The organism is Delftia sp. 11MD, assembly GCF_050907895.1.
Taxonomy (GTDB): Bacteria; Pseudomonadota; Gammaproteobacteria; order Burkholderiales; family Burkholderiaceae_C; genus Comamonas; species Comamonas tsuruhatensis.
On record NZ_CP194333.1, the window covers coordinates 956,880 to 982,227 of the forward strand.

The following is a 25,348-nucleotide window of genomic DNA, read 5'->3' on the forward strand; positions in this document are numbered from 1 at the left end:
GGTGCTTCTCCTTTAAGTTGCTTTGTACAACTTGTATGGGTTGCATAGTGCAACTTAAAATCCGGCACGTCAAGCACAATCCATCCCATGGCTGAAAAAAATTCCCCATCCCCGCAGGGCGTGCTGGACTTCCCGCGCCCTTTCACCACGGTGGACGTGGTCATCTTCACGGTGGCAGACGATGCCCTGCAAGTGCTGCTGGTGCAGCGCCCCACGGCGGGCAGCGAGCCGTTCCCGGGGCTGTGGGCGCTGCCCGGCGGCTTTGTGGATGTGCGCCAGGACGCGGACCTGCTGGCCTGCGCGCGGCGCAAGCTGCTGGACAAGACGGGTGTGGACAGCCCCTACCTGGAGCAGCTGGGAAGCTGGGGCGGCGCGGCGCGCGACCCGCGTGGCTGGTCGGCCACGCATGTGTATTTCGCGCTGATCCCGGGCCATGACCTGATCCTGGCCAAGGGAGCGAATGCGGCCGATGTGTCGTGGTTTGCCGTCGATGAACTGCTGCGCGCGCCTGCGCTGGCCTTCGACCACGGCGAGATCCTGCGCGCAGCGGTGGAGCGGTTGCGGGGCAAGGTGGAATACACCTCGCTGCCGGCCTTTCTGCTGCCCGAGCCCTTCACGCTGCCGCAGCTGCAGCAGGCCTACGAAGTGGTGCTGGGCCGCCCTGTGGACAAGAGCGGTTTTCGCACGCGCATGATGGCGGCCGGCTTTCTGGTGGAGGCCGGCCAGGTGGAGGGCACGTCACGCCGCCCCGCCATGGGCTACCGCCTGGCCGACCGCAGCGCGCCCGTGGTGTTTCCGCGCACTTTCAGCCCGCGCGGGTGAGGGCGGCCTTCGATCAGGGCCAGGATCAGGATCAGGCGCCCAGCAGGCTGCAAAAGCGCTGCATGTCCACGTTGCCGCCGCTCAGGATGATGCCCACGCGCCGGCCGCGCAGCTCCTCGCCTTTCTGGCGCGCGGCGGCCAGGCCCAGGCACCCGGTGGGCTCGACCACGAGCTTCATGCGCGTGGCCAGGAAGCCCATGGCATCGACCAGCTCGGCATCGCTGGCGGTGAGGATGTCGGTCACGTCGCGCTGGATGATGGGGAAGGTGATGCCGCCCAGGTGCTGGGTCTGGGCGCCGTCGGCAATGGTCTTTGGGGTGTCTATGTGGACGATGCGGCCTGCGCGCAGCGACTGCTGGCCGTCGTTGCCGGCCTCGGGCTCCACGCCGTAGAGGGCGCAGCCGGGGCTGAGCGCACGCGTGGACAGGGCGGTGCCCGACAGCAGGCCGCCGCCGCCCAGCGGCACGAAGAGGGCGTCCAGCGGGCCGGTTTCCTCCAACAGTTCCTTGGCGGCCGTGCCCTGGCCGGCCAGCACGTCGGCATGGTCGTAGGGCGGGATCAGGGTCAGGCCGTGGCGCTCGGCCAGGTCGCGGCCGATCTGCTCGCGGTCTTCGGTATAGCGGTCGTAGACCACCACCTGGCCGCCATAGCCCTTGGTGGCCGCCACCTTGGCGGCGGGCGCGTCATGCGGCATGACGATGGTGGCGGGAATCTCCAGCAGCCTGGCAGCCAGTGCAATGGCCTGGGCGTGGTTGCCCGAGGAAAACGCCACCACGCCGGCCTTGCGCTGCGCGGCGCTGAAGCGAGACAGGGCGTTGAAGGCGCCCCGGAACTTGAAGGCGCCCATGCGCTGCAGGTTCTCGCACTTGAGGAAGACACGGGCGCCCAGCGCCTCGTCCAGCGTGCGCGAGGTGAGCACGGGCGTGCGGTGGGCATGGCCCTGGATGCGTTGGGCCGCTGCGGCCACGTCGTCGTAGGTGGGAAGGCTTGTCATCGGTACGGGAGAGAAGGGGTTGCAGACCGGCGGGGTGCCGGGACCTACTTGGCGTAGCTGTAGACCGTGGCGCGCGACACGCCCAGGTGGGCGGCAATGGTCTCCATGGAGCGGCGAAGGTCCAGCAGGCCGTCGCCCTTGAGTTCACGGACCAGGGCGCGCCGCTCCTCGGGCTTGAGGGCGCGCGGCGTGGTCGCCAGGCGCGCCGCGAACTGGTCGATGCGGGCGCGCACCGTGTCGGCACCGGCCCCGGCGCCCATGGGCGCCAGCATTTCGCGGGCCGGCGTGTCGCCGCTGACGGCGGCAAAGCGGTTGAGCATGCTCTGGAAGCCCTGGAACATCGTCAGGTCCACATTCATGCACAGGGCGGCGATGTAGCGGCCCTCGGAGTCGCGGATGCCGATGGACGTGCTCTTGGCCTGGCGGCCATCGGCGAACTGGTTGGGGTAGTTGGCGATGACCTGCTCGTAGCCGGGGTCCTGGATGCGGGCCAGGCCCAGCTCGGTCGCGCCCTGGCCGACCTCGCGGCCCGAGAGATTGTTGTGGATGGCCAGCACCGCATGGGACGGGTCGAGCAGGTCATGCACCACCACCTCGCAGAACGGGGCAAGGGTCTGGCCCAGGCCTTCGGCGATCTTGGCCACCTGTTCCAGCAGTTGGCGCTGCTCGGGAGTGCGTTGTGTCATATTGGACATTTTGTTTTGAATTGGACAAAATGTCAAAACCCAGGCGACCTGCCTTCTTGTCCGTTTCTTGTGCTCCCTGCCATGTTCGACACCCTTGTTCACCTGCTGCAATCCCAGGACGCGCGCTTTCGCGTGATCGAGCACCCTGCCGAGGGCCGCTCCGACCTCGTCGCCGAAATCCGGGGCACGGCACCCGGCCAGGGCGCCAAGGCCATGCTCTGCAAGAGCCGCGATGCGGCCGGTGCGGGCGATCCCCAGCTGTTCCTGGCCGTGCTGCCCGGCGACCGCAAGCTGGACTTCAAGCGCCTGGCCCAGGCCGTGGGCGTGCGCAAGGCCACGCTGGCCTCGCCCGAGGAGGCCCAGGCCGCCACCGGCTGCGTGATGGGATCGGTGCCGCCGTTCTCCTTCAACCCGCAGGTGCGCCTGGTGGTGGACCCGGCACTGGTGGAGCGCTTTGCCGAGATCGCCTTCAATGCGGGCCGGCTGGACCGCTCCATCGTGCTGGACTCGGCCGACTATGTGCGCATTGCCCGGCCCGCGCTGCACAGCCTGAGCGGGGATGGCGCCGATTGACCCGGGGGCCGGGCGGTGCCCACAATCGCAGCAACGCCCGCACATCCTCTCCTGACCATGACCACCCCTGCCAGGCAGTTCCCCGACCGGCCCGATGCGGCCGGCTTTGTGCGTGCGACGCTGGCTGCCGCACTGGCCCAGGTGCAGTCGCATATGGATGCCGTGGATGCCGTGGATGCCGTGGATGCCGTGGACGCCGGCAGCGGCGAGGCCGAACGCATCCACCAGCTGCGCGTGGCCCTGCGGCGCCTGCGCACCCTGCTGCGCGAATGCGCAGGGCTGGCGCCCGGCATGCGCGCCGAATGGGATGCCCCGCTGGCCCTGGCCTTTGCGCGCCTGGGCACGCTGCGCGATGCCGGCACCCTGGCCGACGTGGTGCGGCCGCTGCTGCAGGACGCCGATGCGCCCTTGTGCGAATGGACCGTGCCGGATGCCGGGCAGGCCGACGCGGACGCGGCCGCTGCGGTGCGCGAGCCGCAGTTCCTGCAAACGCTGGCCGAGATCCATGCGCTGGCGCAGGCGCCTGCAGGCAAGCGGCAGCCCGGCCTGGTCAGCCTGTCCGCCGCAGGCACGCGCAAGTACCTGGCACGGCGGCTGGCGCGCCTGCACCGCCAGGTGCTGCGCGACGGCCGGCACTTCGACCGCCTGCCGCTGGCGCAGCAGCACCGCGTGCGCAAGCGGCTCAAGCGCCTGCGCTACCTGGCGGACTTCGCGCGGGAATTCGCGCCCGGAATGTGGCCCGGCAAAAAGGGCCGGCGCTTTGCCGAGGCGCTGGTGCCCGCCCAGGACGCGCTGGGCCTGCACAACGACATGGCCGTGGCGGCCGCGCTTTTTCGTGACGAGGCCGGCACGGATCCGCGCGCCTGGTTTGCCGCCGGCTACCTGCAGGCCCGCCTGGCCACCAGCGCGCGCAGCAGCCGCCGCGCGCTGCGGGCGCTGGCCCGGGTGCCGGGCTTCTGGCTCTAGACAGCATCAGCGATAATCCGCCGCTGGCGCACCGCCGCAGCCCCTGGGCCGTGGCGGTGCGCTGTTGCTGAAGGTGCCCCATGCCGCTTGCCGGCCAGGGGTTCAACGGGAAGCAGGTGCGCGATGCCATCGAGGTGGCCGCTCGCAATGCCTGCGCTGCCCCCGCAACGGTCAGCGGAATACAACTCCCCACGCTGGCGCGCCACCCACCGGTTGCGCGCCGCAAGCCACTGTGTCTGGACGGACATGGGAAGGCGGGGATGCCTGCTGCAGCGCGCCCACCCTGCGCGCCGCAGCGTTCCGCAAGCCCGGATACCGGCCTTCTGCATTGCTTTCGGACGCCGCGGGAGTGCGCCTGTCCGGTCCGGCCCCAGCCTGCGCTGGCGTGGCCGGCTCCGGCGTGCGCGCCGTGCGGCGTGGTTCAGACGATAGGCCCCACGGGTGACTGGGGCAGTTGGATTCAACGCATGCGCTTCGCTTCTTTGGCCGCCGATTGTTCCGGCCCCTTTCCCCTTCCTCCCTTCCTGCGCCCGGCCACCGCTGCGGCCGTGCTGGCCTGCTGCGCCGCGGCGGCCGGCGCCGCACAGGAACCGGCGGCCGGCAAAGCCGGTGCATCCGCCGACGATGCGCTGGACGCCGTCTTCGTGACCGCCACGGCGCGGCCCGAGGCGCGCAGCCGCATCGCGGGCACCACGCAGACCATCGACCGCGAGGCCATAGAGCGCTCCAGCGCGCGCTCGGTCACCGACCTGCTGGCCGAGAACGCCGTGGGCTTTCTCAGCGAATGGACGGCGGCCCAGACCTCGATGAACCTGCGCGGCGCCTCCACCGACGGCCAGGGGCGCGACTTCCGCAGCCAAGTGCTGGTGCTGGTCAACGGCCGGCGCGCGGGCACGGCCAACCTGTCCAAGCTCAGCCCCTCGGATGTGGAGCGCATCGAGATCGTGCGCGGCCCGTCCTCGGTGATCTACGGCAGCCAGGCCATGGGCGGGGTGGTCAACATCATCATGAAGACGGGAGCGACGGCGCCCGGCACGCGCGCCCAGGTCCAGGCCGGCTCGTGGGACCTGTGGCGCACCGATGCGCAGACGGCCGGCGCCAATGACCGCTTCGACTGGTACTTCGGCGTGAGCGCAGGCGGGCGCGGCGACTACGAGTCGGGCGATGGCGGCACGCGCATGGAGAACACGGGCTGGAAGCGGCGCGGCGCCAGTGGCGCCCTGGGCTGGCAGCTGCACGAGCTGCACCGCGTGGAGCTGCAGCTGCGCACGGACGGCATCTACAACGCGGGCTTTCGCGGATCGGGCGCCAACATCTACAGCCGCGACAACCGCAGCAACCGCTCGCTGGACCTGACCTACGAAGGCGCACTGCCCGGCCAGCGCCTGAGCTGGACGACCCACCTCTACAGCCTGGTCGATACCGATGAATTCAACTGGGCATCGCCCGTGATCCGCTCGGGCAACAGCGCCGTGCCCGGCACGGCGCGCGACTACAACCACCGCCAGCTGGACGCCACGGGCCTGCGCTTTCAGCCGCGCCTGCGTGTGAGCCAGACCAATGACCTGCTGATGGGCTTCGACTGGGAGCGCAGCAAGCTGCGCTCCGACCGCCTGCGCGTGGCCATGCCGGGCGGCCCGGCGGGCCAGGTCGCGCCCTACGACAACAACCAGACCGAGCAGGTGCACGCGCTGTACTTCGAGGACGCGCAGACCCTGTTCGACGACCGCTTGACCCTGCGTGCCGGCCTGCGCAAGACCTGGGGCACGACGCGCTTCGACGATACGCCCAACCTGGCCCTGGCCCAGGCCAGCACGCGCGACTACGACAACCACACCTGGTCGGCCGGCGCCACCTGGAAGGCCACGGACCGGCTCACGCTGCGCGCTGCGGCCTCCACGGGCTTTCGCGCGCCCACGGCCACGGAGCTGGCCTCGGACTTCACGGCCGTCGGCGGTGGCCGCACCTTCGGCAACCCCAACCTCAAGCCCGAGACCAGCCGCCAGATCGAGGTCGGCGCCGCGCTGCAGCAGCCCGGCTGGCGCGTGGATGCGGCCCTGTTCCAGAACACCATCAGCGACCGCATCATCACCGTCTCGCGCGGGGCCGCGACCAATACCTCGGACTACGCCAACAACGCGGCCGACATCGTGGCGCGCGGCCTGGAAATGCAGGCCGACATGGACCTGGCGCGGGCGCTGAACCTGACGGGCCACCAGCTCAAGGCCTGGGCTGGCGGCTACTACCACTTCAGCATGCGGGACAAGGGATCGCCAGCCTCGGCCAATACCGACAAGGTGCAGCGCATGTACCGCTACGAGGCCTCGGCCGGCGTGCGCTACGGGCGCGGCAGCGGGCGCCTGCAGGGCGACTGGAGCCTGCAGCTGTCCACGCTGCTGCGCGGTCCCATGTGGTACGACACGGAAGAGGCGCTGCTCATCCCGCAGGGCGAGCCCCGCAGCACCTTCATCCACCGCAAGGGCGCCTTCACCATCTGGAACCTGCGTGCCGACTACCGCGTGTCGCCGGGCGTCAAGCTGTTCGCGGCCGTGAACAACCTGTTCGACCTGAACCGCCATCCCATCTTCATCGCGCTGGACCGCGCGCCCTGCATCGCCAACCCGGCGTACCAGAACGGCGGCTGCGGAACGTCGATGGCCGGGCGCGAACTCATGGTCGGCCTGCAGGCAGAGTTTTGAGGACCACGGCATGAGGCAATCCAGCACCACGCGCCGCCAGTTGTTGCGCCAGGGCGCGGCGGCGGCCCTGGGCTGCGGCCTGCCCGCGGCCTGGGCCGACACCGTCGCTTCAGGCGGTCCGGTGTTGCTGCAGGATGCGCTGGGCCGGCGCGTGGAGATTGCCGCGCCGCCGCAGCGCATCGTCTCCATCTTTGCCTCCAACACCGAACTGGTGGCCGCGCTGGGCCTGCTGGACCGCGTGGTGGGCGTGGAGGATTTCACGCGCTTTCCACCGGGCGTGGAGCGCATTCCCAAGGTGGGCGGGCGGCTGGGGTTCTCGGTGGACGCCGTGGTGGCGCGCCAGCCGGACCTGGTCATCGTCACGCCCGCGCGCCAGGCGGCGCACCAGCTGGTCGATCCCATGGAGCGCATCGGCGTGCCGGTGATGGTGCTGCTCAGCCGCTCGCTGGCCGAGGTGATGGACAACCTGCGCCTGGTGGCCCGCGCCACGGGCGTGCAGGCGCGCGGCCAGGCGCTGGCCCTGGCGCAGGAGGCGCGGCTGCTGCGCGTGGACCGGCAGGTGGCCGGCCAGCCCCGGCCGCGTGCCCTCATGGTCACGGGCCGGCTGGGCAACGGCATGCTGCTGGCGGCCCGGCCGGGCACCTATACCGGCGAGGCCATGGTGCGCGCGGGCGCTTCGTTCGCGCTGGACGGCCTGGGCACGGTGCCCCAGGTCTCGCCCGAGGCCGTGCTGGCCGCCGACCCCGATGTGCTGCTGTTCGCGGGCACGCAGGAGGCCATGCAGGACCTGATCGGCCAGCGCGGCTGGCGCGACCTGCGTGCCGTACGCGGCGGCCGGGCCACCACGGTGGCGCGTGCCGAGTTCCTGATTCCCGGGCCGCGCACCTTCGGCGGCGTGGAAAAACTCTCGCGCTGGCTGCACCCTGCGGCCTGGGCCGGGGAGGCCGCATGAATTCCCTTTCACATCCACCTGCGTGGCGCCCCTGGGCCAGTGCGGTCCTGCTGCTGCTGGCCAGCCTGCTGATCGCCGCCTGCGCGGGCCACCAGTGGGCCAGCCCGGCCGACCTGCTGGCCGCGCTGGGCGGCGAAGACAGCCTGCGCAGCCGGCTGCTGCTGCAGTGGCGCGTGCCGCGCGTGCTGGCAGCCGCCCTGGTGGGCGCGCTGCTGGGGCTGTCGGGCGCCATCTTCCAGGGCGTGTTCCGCAATCCGCTGGCCGAGCCCTATCTGCTGGGCGCCTCGGGCGGCGCGGCACTGGGGGCGACTGTCGCCCTGCTGGTTCCCATGCATCTATTGTTCGGCCTGCCCCAGGCCTGGACGCTGCCCGTGCTGGCCTTTGCGGGCGCCTGGGGTTCGACCGTGCTGGTGCTGGCCGTCTCGCGCGTGGCCGGTGCCACCGATGCGGCCGGCATGCTGCTGGCCGGCGTGGCGCTGGCGGCCGTGCTGGGCGCGCTGCGCTCGTTCCTGATGCTGGCGCTGTCCGATGAGACGGTGAGCCTGCAGGTGGTGCTCAGCTGGGTGCTGGGCGGCATACAGACGCCGTCCTGGAGCGGGCTGGGCCTGCTGGCCGGCGCCTCCCTGGCCTGCCTGGCCGGGGCCATGGCGCTGGCGCGCGGGCTGGACCTGCTGGGCCTGGGGCAGGATGCGGCCCAGGGCTTCGGCCTGGATGTGGCGCGCTTCACGCCGCTGGCCGTGCTGGCCGGCTCGCTGGTGGTGGCCGTGGCCGTGGCCTATGGCGGGCTGGTGGCCTTCGTGGGCCTGGCTGCGCCGCACATCGCGCGCTGGATGGCGGGACCGCTGCACCGCGCGGCCCTGCCGGCGTCGGCGCTCACGGGCGCCATCATCGTCACGCTGGCCGATGCGATTGCGCGCAGCGTGCTGCCGCCGGCCGAAATCCCGCTGGGCCTGGTCACGGCCGTGGCCGGCGGGCCCTTCTTCATCGTGCTGCTCGCGCGCAGGCTGAGGTCCGCATGAACGATCAAGCCATGGACGACGCCGTGCCACGCCTGCAGGCCCGGTCCCTCACGCTGCGCCATCGTGGCCGCAGCGTGCTCGATGCGGTCTCTGTGCAGCTGCCCCCGCGCGGCGCCGTGGCCCTGGTGGGGCCCAATGGCGCGGGCAAGTCCAGCCTGCTGTCCCTGCTGGCGGGGCTGCAGGCGCCTGCATCCGGCAGCGTGCTGCTGGACGGGCAAGACATCGCAACCCTGCCCGTGGCCGAGCGCGCACGCCGCGTGGGCTACATGCCGCAGCGCTTTGCGCCGCACTGGGACCTGACGCTGGCCGAGCTCATGCACATGCGGCTGGCGGGCCGGGGTGGTGTCGAGGCGGCCGTTGCCGGCGCCGGGCTGCAGGATTTCGCGTGCAGGCGCTGGTCCACGCTGTCGGGCGGCGAGCAGGCGCGTGCCCTGCTGGCCACCGTGCTGGCCACCGACCCGCCCGTGCTGCTGGCCGACGAGCCCGGCGCCGCGCTGGACGTGCGCCACCGCCTGGCCCTGGTGCAGGCGCTGGCGCAGCGCGGGCGCGAGCGGCTGGTGCTGGTGGTCATGCATGACCTGGACCTGGCGCTGGCGCACTTCGGGCGCGTCATCGTGCTGGACCAGGGGCGCATTGCGCTCGATGGGGCCCCTGCCGAGCTGCTGCATGCGCCGGGGCTGGATGCCGTGTTCGGCGTGGATTTCGAGCGCATCGACGCACCCCCGCAAACCTTGCTGCGCGCGCGGCTGAAACAGGAGAACTGACCCCATGCGCATCGATCTGGCCGGCTGGACGCGCGACGCCACGCGCGGCGACCACCGGGAATTCCTGGCGCTGTTCGAGCGCGCCGAGCGCCTGGGTTTCCAGGGCGTGTGGTTCAGCGAATTCCGCGTGCCCGATACCGCCTGGCCCTATCCCTCGCCCCTGCTGCTGGCCGCCGCCGTGCTGGCGCGCACCGAGCGGCTGCGCGTGGGCACCTCGGTGCTGGTGCTGCCGCTGCACCATCCGCTGATGCTGGCCGAGGAGATTGCCCAGCTGGACCTGCAAAGCGCCGGCCGCATCGACGTGGGTGTGGGCCGGGGCACGGAGCCGGCCGCGCTGCGCGCCCTGCAGATCGATGCGGACAGCACGCGCGAACGCTTCGAGCAGTCCTGCCGCATCCTGGTGGAGGCGCTGTCCGGCAAGCCCGTCGCAGCGGGGCAGGGGCCGTGGCGCTTCGAGGATCGGCCCGCCCTGCCTTCGACCGTGCAGCGTCCGCATCCTCCCTTGTATGTGGCCGGCTCCACGGCTGAGACCCTGGGCTTTGCCGTCGATCAGAATCTGCCCCTGCTGCTGAGCCTGGAGCCGCCCGAAGGCATGCAGCTGGAGCGCCTGGAGGCCGCTGCCCGGGAGCGCGGGCGCGATGCCGCCGCGCTGCGTGCGCGTTCATCGCTGGCGCGCTATGTCTGCATCGGTGCCGACGAGGCCGCCGTGCAGGCCCAGCTGGCCACGCTGTGGCCGCAGCTGTACCAGCGGCGCGTGTACTTTGCGGGCAAGCGCGGCGTGCCGGCCGACCAGGTGCTGCCCATCGATGTGACGCGCGTGCTGGCCGAGCAATTCATCCATGGCACGCCCGAGCAGTGCCATGCGCAGATCGCCGCCTTGCGCGAGCGCACGGGCATGGGCCAGCTGCGCTGCGTCTTCAACGCCAACGGCCTGTGGAGCGATGCCCAGGCCCTCGCCGGCATGGAACTGTTTGCGCAGGAGGTTCTTCCTTCATTGCGCAGCGCCGTGCCTTTCGCCACCGTCTGACTTCCTCTTTTTTCTGGAGAACCTTCCATGCAAACCGCCAAGATTCCCGCCACCATCGTCACCGGCTTTCTGGGCAGCGGCAAGACCACGCTGCTGCGCCACATCCTGGACAACGCGGGCGGCCGGCGCATTGCCGTCATCGTCAACGAGTTCGGCGAGCTGGGCATCGACGGCGAGATCCTCAAGGGCTGCGGCATCGGCTGCGACGACGAGGGCAACGAGCGCGAAGGCGCGCTGTACGAGCTGGCCAACGGCTGCATGTGCTGCACGGTGCAGGAAGAGTTCTTCCCCGTGATGCGCGCGCTGGCCGAGCGCCGCGACCAGATCGACGCCGTGATCATCGAGACCTCGGGCCTGGCCCTGCCCAAGCCCCTGGTCCAGGCCTTCCAGTGGCCCGAGATCGCCAACGTGTTCACCGTGGACGCGGTGGTCACCGTGGTGGACACGCCAGCGGCCGCCAGCGGCCAGTTCGCCGCCAATCCCCAGGCCGTGGACGAGCTGCGCCGCGCCGACCCCAACCTGGACCACGAATCGCCGCTGCACGAACTCTTCGAGGACCAGCTGGGCGCGGCCGACCTGGTGGTGCTCAACAAGACCGACCTGGCCGATGCCGATGCCCTGGCCCGCGTGACCGCCCTGGTGCGCGAGGAGCTGCCGCCCGAGGTCAAGATCGTGCAATCGTCCCAGGGCCGCCTGCCGCTGGACGTGGTGCTGGGCCTGGCCAAGGCGGCCGAGACCACCATCGACCAGCGCGTGAGCCACCACGACCACGACGAAGACCATGACCATGACGACTTCGACTCCTACGTGATCGACCTGCCCGCCGTGGACCGCGACCGCCTGCTGGCCGCGCTGGAGACGCTGGTGGAGCAGCACAGCATCCTGCGCGTCAAGGGCTTTGCCGAGATCCCGGGCAAGCCCATGCGCTGGCTGCTGCAGGGCGTGGGCCGCCGCTTCGACCACCATTTCGACCGCGCCTGGCGCGAGGGCGAGGCACGCGGCACGCGCCTGGTGTTCATCGGGCAAGACCTTGACGAAGCAGCGCTGCGCAAGGGCCTGGAGAATGTGGCCGCCTGACCTTCCGATTCCGTACTGAAACCTGTTCCATGCACCTGCTGTCCACGCGCCCCGGCGGCTTCGTCGAGGATGAGAGCATCGTCACCCGCCTCGACCAGACGCCGGCCGACATCGTCATCCTGAGCTCGGCCGACACCACGCTGGCCCTGCTGTCCTCGGCCGTGGCCGCGCTGGCCGGGGCGTCGGCGGACTTTCCCTCGGTGCGGCTGGCCAATCTGCTGTACCTGCGCCAGCCGGCCTCGCTGGACCTGTATGTGGACGAGGTGCTGCGCCATGCGCGCGTGGTCATCGTGGACCACCTGGGCTCGGAATCGGCCTGGCCCTACGGCATCGAGCAGATCGGCTCGCTGGCGCGCCGCAAGGGGCAGCGCCTGGCCATGTTCTCGGGTGACCTGCAGGAAGACCCGCACCTGCTGGCGCGCAGCACGCTGCCGGCCGCCGCCTGCCGCCAGCTGTGGCAGTACCTGCGCTCGGGCGGCGCGGCCAATGCGCGCGAATTCCTCAAGGCCACCGTCTACCACGGGCTGGACCGGGGCGATGCGCCGCTGCCGCCGCGCACCCTGCCGCAGGCGGCTGTCCACGTTCCCCCGGCGCTGTTCGCTGCCAGGAGCCATGCCCAGGTCCATGCCCATGACGTGGCCGGCATCGACGACCTGCAGCGCGCCTGGACGCCGGGCGCGCCCACCGTGGCCCTGGTGTTCTACCGCTCCCACCTGCTGGCGGGCAATACGGCGGCCTTCGACGTCATGGCCCTGTCGCTGCAGCAGCGCGGCATGAACCCGCTGCCCGTGGCGCTGGACTCGCTCAAGGACCCGCTGTGCCTGGCCACGCTGCGCCAGCTCTGCGAAGACCATGCCGTGCAGCTGGTGCTCAACACCACGGCGTTCTCGGCGCTGGAATCGGGCACGGCCCTGGCCGGCGATGCGCCCGTGCTGCAAGTCATTGCCAGCGGCGGCAACCGCGAGGACTGGTGGGCCGACAGCCAGGGCCTGCGCCCGCGCGACATCGCCATGCAGGTGGTGCTGCCGGAGATGGATGGCCGCATCATCACGCGCGCCATCAGCTTCAAGGGCCTGTCCCACCGCTGCGCCTTCACCCAGGCCGACGTGGTGGCCTACCAGCCCGAGCCCGACCGCGTGGACTTCGTGGCCGACCTGGCCTGGCGCTGGTGCCGCCTGCGCAGCCTGCCCGCGCGCGACAAGCGCCTGGCCCTGGTGCTGGCCAACTATCCGGGCAGCGAAGGCCGCATCGGCAGCGGCGTGGGGCTGGATACGCCGGCCTCGGTGATCGCCATCCTGCAGCACCTGGCGGCCGAAGGGCACGAGCTGGGCGACCCCGTGCAGCTGCCCGCCGATGGCGAGGCGCTGATGCACACCCTGCAGCAGGGCATTGCCAACGACCCGGCCCAGTGGCCGCTGCGACCGGCCTGGCAAAGCTATGCGCTGGACGAGTACCTGGCGCGCCTGGCCGCGCTGCCGGACGGCATGGCCGACGCCATCACGGCGCGCTGGGGCGCGCCCGAGGCCGACCCGCTGCTGCGCCAGGGCCGCTTCATGATCGCGGGCCTGCGCCTGGGCCATGTCTTTGTCGGCATACAGCCGGCGCGTGCATTGGTCGGTAAAGGCATGGGCGCGCAGGACTATGCGAGCTACCACGATGCCGAGCTGGTGCCGCCCCACAGCTACCTGGCCTTCTACTTCTGGCTGCGCGACCGCTTTGCCGTGGACGCCATGGTCCACGTGGGCAAGCATGGCAACCTCGAATGGCTGCCGGGCAAGAGCCTGGCGCTGTCGGGCGCGTGCTGGCCCGATGCCGTCCTGGGCCCGCTGCCGCACCTGTACCCCTTCATCGTCAACGATCCCGGCGAAGGCGCCCAGGCCAAGCGCCGCAGCCAGGCCGTGATCATCGACCACCTGATGCCGCCGCTGACGCGCGCCGAGAACCACGGCCCGCTGCAGGACCTGGAGCGCCTGGTGGACGAGTACTACGACGCGCTGCTGGTCGATGCGCGGCGCGGCGCGCTGCTGCGCCGCCAGATCCTGGACATCGTGCGCCGCCAGCACCTGGACCAGGAGCTGGACCTGGCGCCCGGTGCCGCGCAGGACGACGATGCCGTGCTCGAACGCATAGACGCCTACCTGTGCGAGCTCAAGGAAACCCAGATCCGCGACGGCCTGCATGTCTTCGGCGCATCGCCGCAAGGGCGCCAGCGCCGCGACACGCTGCTGGCGCTGGCGCGCTTCCCGTCGGACGAAGGCCAGGGCCTGATCCAGGCGCTGGCCGCCGACCTGCTGGACAGCCCCGGGTTCGACCCGCTGCGCATGGAGCCTGCACGCCCCTGGACCGGCGCGCGCCCCGCCGCCCTGCAGGCCGTGAGCGACGAGCCCTGGCGCCATGAAGGCGACACGCGCGAGCGCCTGGAGCTGCTGGCCCAGCAGTTGCTGGAAGGTGAGGCCCCGGCCGGTGACTGGCCGCAGACGCGCGCCGCGCTGCAACAGGTGCATGCCGTGCTGGCGCCCGCGCTGGATGCCTGCGGCGGCGAGGAACTGCGCCAGCTGCTGCGCGGCCTGCAGGGCCGCTTCGTGCCGCCCGGGCCCAGCGGATCGCCCTCGCGCGGGCGGCCCGACGTGCTGCCCACGGGGCGCAATTTCTACACGCTGGACACGCGCGCCATTCCCACGCAGGCGGCCTGGGAGTTGGGCCAGCAGGCCACGCTCAGGCTGCTGGAGCGCTATCTGCAGGAGCATGGCGAGTACCCGCGCACCCTGGGCCTGTCGGTCTGGGGCACGGCCACCATGCGCACGGGCGGCGACGACATCGCCCAGGCCTTTGCGCTGATCGGCGTGCGCCCCAAATGGGCGCCCGGCAGCCAGCGCGTGGTGGACTTCGAGGTGGTGCCGCGCGTGGGCATGGGCCGGCCGCGCGTGGATGTGACGCTGCGCATCTCGGGCTTTTTCCGCGATGCCTTCCCGGGCGCCGTGCAGATGTTCGACGCGGCCGTGCAGGCCGTGGCCGCGCTGGACGAAGACGCCGAGGACAACCCCATACGCGCGCGCATCCTGGCCGAGGCCGAGCAGCTGCAGGCGCAGGGCATGGACGCCGTGCAGGCCCGCCTGCAGGCCGGCTGGCGCGTGTTCGGCGCGCCGCCCGGCCACTACGGCTCGGGACTGGGCGGGCTGTTCCAGAGCGGTGATTGGCAGGGCGATGCCGACCTGGCCCAGGCCTACCTGGGCTGGAGCCAGCATGCCTACGGCCAGGACGCCGAGGGCGTGCCCGCAGGCGACGCGCTGCGCCGCCGCCTGGGCGAGCTCGACGTGGTGGCCCACAACCAGGACAGCCGCGAGCACGACATCCTCGACTCGGGCGACTACTTCCAGTTCCAGGGCGGCATGGCCTCTGCCGTGCGCCACCTCTCGGGCCGCCAGCCCGCGCTCTACCACGGCGACCATGCCAACCCGGCCCAGCCGCGCGTGCGCTCGCTCAAGGAGGAGATTGCGCGCGTGGTGCGCTCGCGCGTCACCAATCCCAAGTGGATGGACGGCGCCAAGCGCCATGGCTACAAGGGCGCCTTCGAGATGGCGGCCACGGTGGACTATCTCTTCGGCTTCGACGCCACCACGCAGCAGGTGGGCGACCACCAGTACGCCCTGGTGGCCGACGCCTATGTGCTGGACGCGGCCACGCGCGACTTTCTCGTGCAGCACAATCCGCAGGCCCTGCGCGACATGCTGGAGCGCCTGCTCGAAGCCATGCAGCGCGGCCTGTGGGAGCAGCCCGGCGACTATCGCCAGCAGCTGGAAGACCTGCTGCTGGAACATGAAAACCATCTCGAAGGATTGCGCGCATGACCGCATCTCCTGACCTGGGCAGCGGCGCCCCGCCCGCGCTGCCGCCGCTGTTTCCCTTTGCCGCCATTGCCGGCCAGCCCCTGCTGTGCCAGGCGCTGCTGCTGGCCGCCATCGACCCGCAACTGGGCGGCGTGCTGATCGAGGGGCCGCGCGGCACGGCCAAGTCCACGGCCGCGCGCGCGCTGGCCGAGCTCATCGATGCCGCGCCCTTCGTCACGCTGCCGCTGGGCTCCTCGCTGGAGCATCTGGCCGGCTCGCTGGACCTGGGCCAGGCCATGGCCGGCCATGCGCTCAAATTCGCGCCCGGCCTGCTGGCACGCGCCCATGGCGGTGTGCTCTATGTGGACGAGATCAACCTGCTGCCCGATGCCCTGGTCGATGTGCTGCTGGATGCGGCCGCCAGCGGCGTCAACGTGGTCGAGCGCGACGGCATCTCCCACCGCCATGCGGCGCGCTTCGTGCTGGTGGGCACCATGAACCCCGAGGAAGGCCAGCTGCGCCCGCAGCTGCTGGACCGCCTGGGCCTGTGCGTGCGCCTGGCCAATGTGCAGGATGCGGCCCAGCGCCAGGCCATCGTGCGTGCACGCCTGGTGTTCGATGCCGACCCCGCAGCCTTCCGCGCCCGCCATGCAGACGCCCAGGCCGCGCTGGCCGCGCAGCTGCGCACGGCACGCGAGCGCCTGCAGCCGGCCGGCGCGCTGCCCTGGTCCGACGCGGTGCTGCAGGCCGCAGGCGCGCTGTGCATTGCCGCCCAGGTGGATGGCCTGCGGGCCGACCTGGTGCTGCTGCGTGCCGCACGCGCCTGGGCCGCCTGGCTGGGCGATGCCGAGGTCACGCCCGACCATGTGCAGGCCGTGGCCGAGCTGGTACTGGTGCACCGCCGCAAGCCGGGGGCGCCGCAGCAGCAGCCACAGCAGCCATCCCCACAGCAAGCGCCATCGAATCCGCCTTCGCAGTCGCCGGCACAAAGCCGGCCGCCTGCGGAATCCACGGCCAACGGCGCAGGCGACAGCCCGCCCTCCGAGGCCGACTGGGGCGCCATGCCGCCCGAGCCCGTGGGCCTGCTGCGTGTCGCAGTGCCCTCATTGCTGGCCCGCGAGGCCGCAAAGGCGGGAGCGCCCGCCACAAAAAAAGCCTGAGCCCTCGCGGCCCCGCGCCACAGGCAAGGGATGCGAGGGCGGGCCAGCAGGCGGCCAGCCAGCCCCGGCTGGCCCAGGCGCAAGGCGGGCCGCCCACCGGCAGCTGGGACTGGCCGCGCACGCTGGCCGCGCGCGGCGCCCAGGCGCTGGCGCCCGAACATCTGCAGCGCCGCCGCGAGCCGCCCCAGGCCACGCGGCTGCATTGCTTTGTGCTCGATTGCTCGGCCTCCATGGCCGCCAGCGGCGCGCTGGCGCGGGCCAAGGGCGTGCTGCTGTCGCTGATGGAAGAGGCCTACCGCCGCCGCGAGCAGGTGGCGCTGATCTGCTTTGCGGGCACGCGCGTGGAATTGCGCCTGCCGCCGCGCAAGGCTGCGGCCTGGAATGACGACTGGATCGCGCCCATCGGCGGGGGCGGCGGCACGCCGCTGCAGGCGGCCGTGGAGCAGGCGGGCCAGTTGCTGCAGCGCCATTGCGGCGCAGAGGCCTCCTGCCAGGGCTGGCTGTGGCTGCTCACCGACGGCCGCACGCGCGAGCGGCCCGCGCGGCCTGCGGCGGCGCAGGAGGCAGGCATCGTGGACTTCGAATCGGGCCGCGTGCGCCTGGGCCGGGCGGCTGCGCTGGCCGCCGCCTGGGACGCACGCCATGTGCGGGCCGATGATTTCGCAGGCTGATCTGCGGCTCTGACGAGGTCAGGCCGGCCAGCTCAGCTCGAACAGCGCGCCGCCGCGCTCGCCCGGCAGGCATTGCGCCCGCCCGCCATGGGCCTGGGCAATGGCCTGGACCACGGCCAGGCCCAGTCCGCTGCCCTTGCTGGCCCCCACGCCGGCGTTTTTGCGGCTGCGGGCGCCTTCGCCGCGCTGGAAGGCGTCGAAGATGCGCGGCGCAAGGTCGGCCGCCACGCCGGGGCCGCTGTCTTCCACGCGCACGGTGCACAGGCCCTGGCGCACCCGGGCCGCCACCAGCAGGGGGCCGGGCTGCGCATACAGCATGGCGTTCTCCAGCAGGGCCAGCAGGGCCTGGCGTATGCGCACGGGGTCGCAGACCACGGGCTGCTCGTCCAGCTCCAGCGCCAGTTGCAGGCCCGCCTGCTCCAGCGCCGGCCCCACGGCCAGGGTCACCGATCGCACCTCGCCGGCCAGGCAGGTCTGGCGCAGCTCCAGATGCAGGTGGCCGTTGTCCTGCAGGCCCAGCAGGCGCAGGTCGTCGATCAGGCGGGTCAGCCCCTCGACCTGGGTCATCAGGCTGGCCAGCATGTCCTTGCTGGGCAGGAAGACGCCATCGGACAGGCCTTGCAGCCGTCCGCTGAGGATGGTCACGGGCGTGCGCAGCTCATGGGCGATGGCCGCGCTCCAGAAGGCGCGCTCCTGCGCCATGCCTTCCAGGCGCTGGGCCAGGCTGTTGAAGTCGTGCACCAGCTGGGCGGCCTCGTGCAGCGCGCTGTCGTCGGTGTGCGCGCGCGCCGAGAGGTCGCCCTGGGCCAGCTGGCGCAGGCTGATGGCCACCGAGTCCAGCGAGGGCAGGATGCGCCGCGACAGCCGCGTGGCCACGAAGATGGCGATCAGCAGGGCGATGACCAGGGTCAGCAGCACCCAGGCCAGCTCCACGCTGGAGGGCATCCAGCCGTCGGAGACGCTGGCCGGGTGAAAGGTCAGCAGCAGTGCATAGAAGGCGTACGAACCCAGCACGCACAGCACGACCACGGCCAGCGTGACGGCCGACATGGTCAGCACCACCTGCCGGCGCAGGCCCGGCACTGCGCTCATGGGTCCATCCCCAGCCGGTAGCCCACGCTGCGCACGCTGTCGGGCATGCCCTGCAGGCCCAGGCCTTCGAGCTTCTTGCGCAGCTTGCTGATGTGGCTGTCCACGGTGCGTTCCAGCGTGTGGCCTTCGGGCAGGCAACTGAGCAGCAGCTCGGCGCGGCTGAACACGCGCCGGGGCGAACGCACCAGGCTGGCCAGCAGGTTGAATTCGGTCACGGTGAGTTCGGGCACATGCGTGGCGCCCTGCACCTGCACGCTGACCTCGCGGCTGTCCAGGTCCACGCGAAAGGGGCCGGCCTGCAGCAGCTTGGTATCGCGGAGCCGGCCCTGGCCGCAGCGGCGCAGCACGGCCTGCACGCGCGCCACGACCTCGGCCGCATTGAAGGGCTTGCCCACGTAGTCGTCCGCGCCAATCCGCAGGCCGATGAGCTTGTCCACGTCCTGGTTGAGGGCGGTGAGCATGATGACGGGCGTGTCGCCGCGCCGGCGGATTTCGGACAGCACCTGCCAGCCGTCGAGGCGTGGCATCTGCACGTCGAGAAGAACGAGATCGGGTTTCAAGTGGTGGTGCAGTTCAAGGGCCTGCTGGCCATCGGCGGCATGGACGGTGCGCAGGTCGCTGCGGGCCAGGTAGGCGCACAGGATGTCTGCGATCTCGGGCTCGTCCTCGGCAACGAGGATGAGCGATGTCGATGGCTGGAAAGGCAAGGGCTGGGCAATGATAGAAGCCATTTTGGGTCGCGGCGGCGGCTGTGTTCATCTCCATCGTTCTTCCACATTTCCCGGGCCGAAATGCCATCGAAAGAACGCAAGCTGTTTCCCTGTGCCGCCGCCATTGGCCGGCATGCGAAACAAAGCGATGAATATGAAGTCACAGCGGCAGTGCCGTATGAGCGGGTGGAGCGGTCAGCTTTTGCAGCGGCTCCCTGAGTGAATGGCCCTTGCGGCAACACGCCGCAGGCCGAAGCCGCACCGGCAGGAGTTTCCTTCATCCCCATGCCTCCTGGCAATCTGGATTTGCATCCGGATGGCCCCTCAGATGATTCGGCGCCAGGCGCCGTATTTTTTCCGCAGCGCGCCCTGGCGCGCATTGAAAACCAGACCTCGCGTCCATGCCACAGTTCTTCATTCACCGGCCCGTCTTTGCCTGGGTCATCGCGCTGTTCATCGTGCTGCTGGGCGTGCTCGCCATCCCGCAATTGCCGATATCGCGCTATCCCACGGTGGCGCCGCCCACGGTGAGCCTGTATGCCACCTATCCGGGCGCCACGCCCAAGACGCTCAATGATTCCGTGGTCTCGCTGATCGAGCGCGAGCTGTCCAGCGTCCGCCACCTGCTGTACTTCGAGTCCTCGGTGGACACCTCGGGCTCGGCCGAGATCAAGGCCACCTTCAAGCCCGGCACCAACCCGGAGCTGGCCCAGGTGGATGTGCAAAACCGCATCAAGGCCGTGGAGCCGCGCCTGCCGCAGGCCGTGCGCCAGAACGGGCTGCAGGTGGAGTCGGCCACGTCGAGCTTTCTGCTGCTGGTGGGCCTGATCTCGCCGGGCGGCGAGTTCGACGAGCTGGCACTCAATGACTACATGGCGCGCAACATCGTGGAGGAGCTGCGCCGCATCGAGGGCGTGGGCCGCGTGCAGCTGTTCGGTACCGAGCAGGCCATGCGCGTCTGGGTCGATCCGGCCAAGCTGATTTCCTACGGGCTGTCCATGGGCGACCTCACCCAGGCCATACAGCAGCAGAACATGCAGATCGCCCCGGGCCGCGTGGGCGATGCGCCGACCGCGCCGGGCCAGCGCGTGACCACGCCGCTGACGGTGCAGGGCCAGCTGACCTCGCCCGCGCAGTTCGCGGCCATCGTGCTGCGCGCCCATGCCGACGGCTCCCGCCTGGTGCTGGGCGACGTGGCGCGCGTGGAGCTGGGCGCGCAGTCCTATGCCTTCTCCAACCGCGAGGACGGCAAGCCCGCCACCAGTGCCGCCGTGCAGCTGTCGCCCGGTGCCAATGCCGTGCGCACGGCCGCTGCCGTGCAAAAGCGCATGGCCGAGCTGGCCTCCATCCTGCCGCAGGGCATGCAGCACACCATCTCGTTCAACACCGCGCCCTTCGTCAAGATCTCCATCGAGAAGGTGGTGCAGACCCTGGTCGAGGCCATGGTGCTGGTCTTCCTGGTGATGTACCTGTTCCTGCAGAACCTGCGCTACACGCTGATCCCGGCCATCGTGGCGCCCGTGGCGCTGCTGGGCACCTTCGCCGTGATGCTGGTGGCGGGCTTTTCCATCAACGTGCTGACCATGTTCGGCATGGTGCTGGCCATCGGCATCATCGTGGACGACGCCATCGTCGTGGTGGAGAACGTGGAGCGCCTCATGGCCGAGGAAGGCCTGTCGCCGCGCGATGCCACGCTCAAGGCCATGAAGGAGATCACGGGCGCCATCATCGGCATCACCCTGGTGCTGACGGCGGTGTTCATTCCCATGGCGTTCGCCAGCGGCTCGGTGGGCGTGATCTACCAGCAGTTCACGCTGTCCATGGCCGTGTCCATCCTGTTCTCGGCCTTCCTGGCCCTGAGCCTGACACCGGCGCTGTGCGCCACCTTGCTCAAGCCGGTGGCGGCAGGCCACCATGAGAAGAAAGGCTTCTTCGGCTGGTTCAACCGCGGCTTCGAGCGGCTGACGAACCGCTACGAGGCCCATGTCACGGGCCTGGTCCGGCGCACGGGCCGCATGATGCTGCTGTTCGCGGCCATCGTGGCCATCCTGGTGTTTGCGCTGCGCCAGCTGCCCTCGGCCTTCCTGCCCGAGGAAGACCAGGGCTACTTCATGACCTCCATCCAGCTGCCGGCCGATGCCACGGCCGAGCGCACGCTGGACGTGGTCAAGCGCTATGAGGAGCATGTGGCGCAGCGCCCCGGCATCGCCTCCAGCATCTCGGTGCTGGGCTTCAGCTTCGCGGGCTCGGGCCCGAACGCGGCCATGGCCTTCACCACGCTCAAGGACTGGGACCAGCGCAACGGCGCCACGGCCGGCGAGGAAGTCTCGCTCGCGCAAAAGGCCATGGAACACGCGCCCGAGGGCGCCATCATGGTGCTGCAGCCCCCGGCCATCGACGAGCTGGGCACTTCCTCGGGCTTCACCATGTACCTGCAGGACCGCACGGGCCAGGGCCATGCCGCGCTCAAGTCGGCCACCGACCAGTTGCTGGCGCTGGCCGGCAGCAGCAGCGTGCTGGGCTCGGCCTACCAGGACAGCCTGCCTTCGGGCACCAGCGTGCGGCTGGAGATCGACCGCCAGAAGGCCCAGGCCCTGGGCGTGGGCTTTGCCGCCATCAGCGAGACGCTGTCCACGGCCATGGGCTCGCTGTACGTCAACGACTTCCCCAACGCGGGACGCATGCAGCAGGTCATCGTGCAGGCCGACGCGCCCGCGCGCATGCAGATCGATGATGTGCTCCGGCTGAACGTGCGCAACGCTGCGGGCGGCATGGTGCCGCTGGCCGAGTTCGCCACGCCCGTGTGGTCCGAGACGCCGCTGCAGCTGGTGCGCTACCAGGGCTTCCTGGCGTCGCGCATCTCGGGCACGCCTGCGCCCGGCACATCCAGCGGCGCGGCCATGGCCGAGATGGAGCGGCTGGTGGCCCAACTGCCGCCCGGCTTTGCCGTGGCCTGGACCGGCCAGTCGCTGCAGGAGCGCCAGTCGGCCGCGCAGGCGCCCCTGCTCATGGCCCTGTCCATGCTGGTGGTCTTCCTGGTGCTGGCCGCGCTGTACGAGAGCTGGTCCATCCCGCTGTCGGTGATGCTGGTCGTGCCCCTGGGCCTGCTGGGCGCGGTGGCCGCCGTGCTGCTGCGCGGCATGCCCAACGACGTGTTCTTCAAGGTGGGCCTGATCACCATCATCGGCCTGTCGGCCAAGAACGCCATCCTGATCGTGGAATTCGCCAAGCAGCTGCGCGAGGAAGGCCAGGACCTGCGCGAGGCCGCCATCAAGGCCGCGCGCCTTCGGCTGCGGCCCATCCTCATGACCTCGCTGGCCTTTGCGCTGGGCGTGGTGCCGCTGATGCTGGCATCGGGCGCCAGCGCCGAGACCCAGCACGCCATCGGCACGGGCGTGTTCGGCGGCATGGTCAGCGGCACGGTGCTGGCCGTGTTCTTCGTGCCCGTCTTCTTCGTCTTCGTCCTTGAATGGCAGCGGCGCATCGCCGGGCCGCGCGGCAGCGCGCGCCGGCCGCCGCCCGCTGCGGACCCCGGAACATAAACACATGCCCCTCTGGATCGCGCTCAACGCCCTGTGCTTTCAGGGCCGCCCGCCGGCACAGTCTTCGAACCCTTGCGCGCCATCGGCGCCTGCAGCCCCCGCGCGGCAGGCCGGGCCCACCGGACCCGAGCCGCCGCGTGCAAACGCCGGTGCGCATGCCGGCCCCCTTGGCGCCGACGGCGCCGATGGCGCCCCCTCCGGCACGGCCAGCACGTCCGTCCCATGATTTCTATAATGGCGGCTTCGTTCACCAGTGCAGGAGGTATTCGTCCCATGCGCCATTGATGCTGCCGCTGTCCCAGCGGCCCGCTTTTCCCGACCCTGCCCACCGCACGCGCAATGCATGCAAAGCGGCAAGGAACTGCGTTGGCATCCATGAACCGCGATATGACGAATACCACGATCACGCTCGACGGCGTTTCCTGCGTGCTGCCCGATGGCAGCCCCCTTTTCTCCGATCTTTCCGAAACCCTGGACCACCGCCGCACCGGCCTGGTGGGGCGCAACGGCGTGGGCAAGTCGCGGCTGGCGCGCATCCTGGCCGGGCTGGATGCGCCCTCGCAGGGCCGCTGCCTGCGCTCGGGGCAGGTGCTGTACCTGGCCCAGCGCACGGACTGGCACGGCCAGCCTTCGGTGGCGGCGCTGGCCGGGCTGCAGCCCGCGCTGGAGGCGCTGGCGCGCATCGAGGCCGGCAGTTGCGAGCCCCGCGACTTCGAGCTGCTGGCCGACCGCTGGGACCTGCGCCAGCGCCTGCAGGCCCAGCTGGAGCTGGCGGGCCTGGGCCATCTGCGTGCCGATACGCCGGGCCACGCCCTCAGCGGCGGCGAGGCCATGCGCGTGGCCCTGGCGGGCGCGCTGCTGTCGGGCGCCGACCACCTGGTGCTGGACGAGCCCAGCAACCACCTGGACCATGAAAGCCGCCAGGCCCTGGCCGCGCAACTGCAGCGCTGGCCCGGTGGCCTGGTCGTGGTCAGCCATGACCGCAGTCTGCTGCAGGGCATGGAACGCATCGTGGAGCTGTCGCCGCAGGGGCTTCGCAGCTACGGCGGCGGCTACGCCTTCTATGCCGAAGCCAAGGCGCGCGAGATGGCCTCTGCGGTGCAACTGCTGGAGCAGCGCAAGCTGGAGCGCCGCCGCGAAACGCAGCAGCTGCGCGAGCAGCAGGAGCGCCAGCAGCGCCGCGAGGCGCGCGGCCGCCGCCAGGGCCAGGAGGCCAACCAGGCGCGCATTCTGCTGGACCGGCAAAAGGAGCGCAGCCAGGCGTCGGCCGGCCGCCTGCGCCGCCAGCATGCAGACACGCGCGAGGCGCTGGACCAGCGCGTGCGCGAGGCGGCGCGCCAGATCGACCATCAGGCGGCCATCCGCATGCAGACGCAGCCACCGGCCGGTGCTCCCTGCGACGTGGTGGCGCTGCTGGACGATGTGCTGCTGCCGTTTTCGTTGTCCACGGGGCCGCGCCTGAACCTGTCTCTGTACGGCGGCCAGCGTCTGGCCGTGACCGGTCCCAACGGCTGCGGCAAGACGCGCCTGCTCGATGTGCTGTCAGGCCGCCTTGCGCCCCAGGCAGGCGAGGTGCGCCGCATGCAGGCCTGTGCCTACCTGGACCAGCGCCTGTCCCTGTTGCAGCCCGGGCGCACGGTGATGGAGCAGTTGCAGGACGCCTGCCCCGGCACCCCCGTGGATGTGCTGCGCACGCGCCTGGCCTGGCTCGGACTGGCGGCCCGGCAGGTGGAGCAGCCCGCGGGCCGGCTCAGCGGCGGCGAGCAGCTCAAGGCCGCCCTGGCCTGTGCGCTGCATGCCGAGCCGCCCGCGCCCCTGCTCCTGCTGGACGAGCCCTGCAACCACCTGGACCTGCCTTCCCTGCAGGCGCTGGAGGCCATGCTGCGCGGCTACGCCGGCACGCTGGTTGTGGTCTCGCATGACGAGGATTTTCTGCAGGCCATCGGGCTGACCGACCGCCTGGTGTGGTCGCCGCAGGGCTGGCGAATGGAGCCCGCCTAGCTTTCCTGCGCTATCAGCGCCTGCAGTGCGTTCACGTCGGTCACCAGCAGCGCCTGGCGCCCCTCCTTGCGCAGCAGGCCGCGCCGGGTGAGGGCTCCCAGCTCGCGCGTGACCTGCTCGCGGTTGGTGCTGATCTTGCTGGCCAGCACCGAGTGCGAAGGCACGGGGCTGATGAGGGCCGTGTGCTCGGGCGAGACGCCCGCCTCCCGGGCCAGGCGCAGCAGCTCCCTGTGCAGGCGCGTGGGCACGCCCAGGGTGCTCAGCTCCATGACGCGGTCGGTCAGCCGCCGCACCAGGCCGGCCAGGCCTTCCATCATGCGCAGGGCAACAGCGGGCTCGCGCGCCAGCAGGGCCAGGAAGTCCTGGCGCGAGAGGCTGGCCAGCAGCGAGGATTCCAGGGTGACCACATCGGTGGAGCGGGCCTGGCCGTCAATGGCCGCCAGGTCGCCGAAGTGCTCGCCGGGCCCGTAGTCGCGGAAGCTGACCTCGCGCCCGCCCGGCGAATAGGTGATGATGCGCACGCGCCCGCTGACCAGGAAGAACACGTCGCTGCCCGTGGAGCAGCGGCTGAACACGGGCTGGCGGGCCTGCAGCGGGCGCCATTCGCAGTCGGCGGCGATGCGGTCCAGGCTGGCGGTGCCCAGGCCCTCGAACAGGGTGATGCCGCGCAGGGCGAAGCTGGAAGGCTGGGTAGGGTGGGCCATGGAACCAATAGCGGGCGGAATGTACAAAGATTCTGGATCGGGCTGCGCTGTCCCAAGTTCCT

The 25,348-nt window shown here is 71.0% G+C and carries 19 protein-coding genes and 1 riboswitch; of the genes, 14 read left to right on the forward strand and 5 right to left on the reverse strand.

Going from position 1 to position 25,348, the window contains the following annotated elements; all coding sequences use genetic code 11:
- Positions 1 to 87: 87 nt before the first annotated feature.
- A complete protein-coding gene (locus tag ACRSCF_RS04365; protein ID WP_244387803.1) occupies positions 88 to 822 on the forward strand; it encodes an NUDIX hydrolase in 735 nt (244 codons plus the stop codon).
- Between the two features lie 31 nt (positions 823 to 853).
- Here the strand turns inward: ACRSCF_RS04365 and ACRSCF_RS04370 are convergent, their stop codons facing one another.
- Together ACRSCF_RS04370 and ACRSCF_RS04375 are read right to left on the reverse strand one after the other, a co-directional pair.
- Positions 854 to 1,816 (reverse strand): threo-3-hydroxy-L-aspartate ammonia-lyase, encoded by a 963-nt coding sequence (locus ACRSCF_RS04370; RefSeq protein ID WP_244387804.1) that lies wholly within the window; start codon positions 1,814 to 1,816, stop codon positions 854 to 856.
- Positions 1,817 to 1,860: 44 nt separating this feature from the next.
- Positions 1,861 to 2,502 carry a helix-turn-helix transcriptional regulator gene (locus tag ACRSCF_RS04375; protein WP_016448792.1) on the reverse strand — a complete coding sequence of 214 codons (642 nt, stop codon included), beginning with the start codon at positions 2,500 to 2,502 and terminating at the stop codon, positions 1,861 to 1,863.
- Between the two features lie 81 nt (positions 2,503 to 2,583).
- Here ACRSCF_RS04375 and ACRSCF_RS04380 point away from each other — a divergent pair, with 81 nt between their 5' ends.
- The 11 genes from ACRSCF_RS04380 (at position 2,584) to ACRSCF_RS04430 (ending at position 17,237) form a co-directional block, all read left to right on the forward strand.
- A complete protein-coding gene (locus ACRSCF_RS04380; protein WP_016448791.1) occupies positions 2,584 to 3,075 on the forward strand; it encodes a YbaK/prolyl-tRNA synthetase associated domain-containing protein in 492 nt (163 codons plus the stop codon).
- Between the two features lie 57 nt (positions 3,076 to 3,132).
- Positions 3,133 to 4,041, forward strand: coding sequence for a CHAD domain-containing protein (locus ACRSCF_RS04385; RefSeq protein WP_244387805.1), 909 nt, complete (start codon positions 3,133 to 3,135; stop codon positions 4,039 to 4,041).
- 54 nt (positions 4,042 to 4,095) lie between these two features.
- A riboswitch (cobalamin riboswitch) is annotated at positions 4,096 to 4,379 on the forward strand.
- Positions 4,380 to 4,508: 129 nt separating this feature from the next.
- A complete protein-coding gene (locus ACRSCF_RS04390; RefSeq protein WP_034367926.1) occupies positions 4,509 to 6,740 on the forward strand; it encodes a TonB-dependent receptor in 2,232 nt (743 codons plus the stop codon).
- A 10-nt stretch (positions 6,741 to 6,750) separates the two neighbouring features.
- On the forward strand, positions 6,751 to 7,692 hold the full coding sequence (locus ACRSCF_RS04395; RefSeq protein ID WP_244387806.1) for an ABC transporter substrate-binding protein: 942 nt from the start codon (positions 6,751 to 6,753) through the stop codon (positions 7,690 to 7,692).
- Positions 7,689 to 8,711 carry a FecCD family ABC transporter permease gene (locus ACRSCF_RS04400; protein WP_016448787.1) on the forward strand — a complete coding sequence of 341 codons (1,023 nt, stop codon included), beginning with the start codon at positions 7,689 to 7,691 and terminating at the stop codon, positions 8,709 to 8,711. Before ACRSCF_RS04395 ends, ACRSCF_RS04400 begins: the two co-directional genes overlap by 4 nt.
- The gene (locus ACRSCF_RS04405) at positions 8,708 to 9,475 is read left to right on the forward strand and encodes an ABC transporter ATP-binding protein (RefSeq protein WP_034367925.1); all 768 of its coding nucleotides are present in this window, start codon (positions 8,708 to 8,710) and stop codon (positions 9,473 to 9,475) included. Before ACRSCF_RS04400 ends, ACRSCF_RS04405 begins: the two co-directional genes overlap by 4 nt.
- Before the next feature lie 4 nt (positions 9,476 to 9,479).
- Positions 9,480 to 10,502, forward strand: a complete 1,023-nt coding sequence (locus ACRSCF_RS04410) for an LLM class flavin-dependent oxidoreductase (protein WP_244387807.1) — start codon at positions 9,480 to 9,482, stop codon at positions 10,500 to 10,502.
- A gap of 27 nt (positions 10,503 to 10,529) precedes the next feature.
- Positions 10,530 to 11,579: a cobalamin biosynthesis protein CobW gene (gene cobW / locus ACRSCF_RS04415; protein WP_046241471.1), complete on the forward strand. Its 1,050-nt coding sequence runs from the start codon at positions 10,530 to 10,532 to the stop codon at positions 11,577 to 11,579.
- Between the two features lie 29 nt (positions 11,580 to 11,608).
- A complete protein-coding gene (cobN, locus tag ACRSCF_RS04420) occupies positions 11,609 to 15,427 on the forward strand; it encodes a cobaltochelatase subunit CobN (protein ID WP_244387808.1) in 3,819 nt (1,272 codons plus the stop codon).
- Positions 15,424 to 16,566 (forward strand): ATP-binding protein, encoded by a 1,143-nt coding sequence (locus tag ACRSCF_RS04425; protein ID WP_244387809.1) that lies wholly within the window; start codon positions 15,424 to 15,426, stop codon positions 16,564 to 16,566. Before cobN ends, ACRSCF_RS04425 begins: the two co-directional genes overlap by 4 nt.
- 209 nt (positions 16,567 to 16,775) lie before the next feature.
- Positions 16,776 to 17,237: a vWA domain-containing protein gene (locus ACRSCF_RS04430; protein WP_084027467.1), complete on the forward strand. Its 462-nt coding sequence runs from the start codon at positions 16,776 to 16,778 to the stop codon at positions 17,235 to 17,237.
- Between the two features lie 18 nt (positions 17,238 to 17,255).
- Here ACRSCF_RS04430 and ACRSCF_RS04435 read toward each other — a convergent pair whose 3' ends face one another.
- Both ACRSCF_RS04435 and ACRSCF_RS04440 read right to left on the reverse strand, forming a co-directional pair.
- Positions 17,256 to 18,329, reverse strand: coding sequence for an ATP-binding protein (locus ACRSCF_RS04435; RefSeq protein ID WP_016448780.1), 1,074 nt, complete (start codon positions 18,327 to 18,329; stop codon positions 17,256 to 17,258).
- Positions 18,326 to 19,060, reverse strand: coding sequence for a response regulator (locus ACRSCF_RS04440; protein ID WP_016448779.1), 735 nt, complete (start codon positions 19,058 to 19,060; stop codon positions 18,326 to 18,328). Before ACRSCF_RS04440 ends, ACRSCF_RS04435 begins: the two co-directional genes overlap by 4 nt.
- A gap of 380 nt (positions 19,061 to 19,440) precedes the next feature.
- Between ACRSCF_RS04440 and ACRSCF_RS04445 the strand changes: the two genes are divergently transcribed.
- Positions 19,441 to 22,581 (forward strand): efflux RND transporter permease subunit, encoded by a 3,141-nt coding sequence (locus ACRSCF_RS04445; RefSeq protein WP_016454400.1) that lies wholly within the window; start codon positions 19,441 to 19,443, stop codon positions 22,579 to 22,581.
- A gap of 375 nt (positions 22,582 to 22,956) precedes the next feature.
- On the forward strand, positions 22,957 to 24,582 hold the full coding sequence (locus ACRSCF_RS04450; RefSeq protein WP_034368731.1) for an ABC-F family ATP-binding cassette domain-containing protein: 1,626 nt from the start codon (positions 22,957 to 22,959) through the stop codon (positions 24,580 to 24,582).
- Here ACRSCF_RS04450 and ACRSCF_RS04455 read toward each other — a convergent pair.
- Positions 24,579 to 25,286: a Crp/Fnr family transcriptional regulator gene (locus ACRSCF_RS04455; RefSeq protein WP_034368734.1), complete on the reverse strand. Its 708-nt coding sequence runs from the start codon at positions 25,284 to 25,286 to the stop codon at positions 24,579 to 24,581. The genes ACRSCF_RS04450 and ACRSCF_RS04455 overlap by 4 nt on opposite strands.
- Between the last annotated feature and the right edge of the window lie 62 nt (positions 25,287 to 25,348).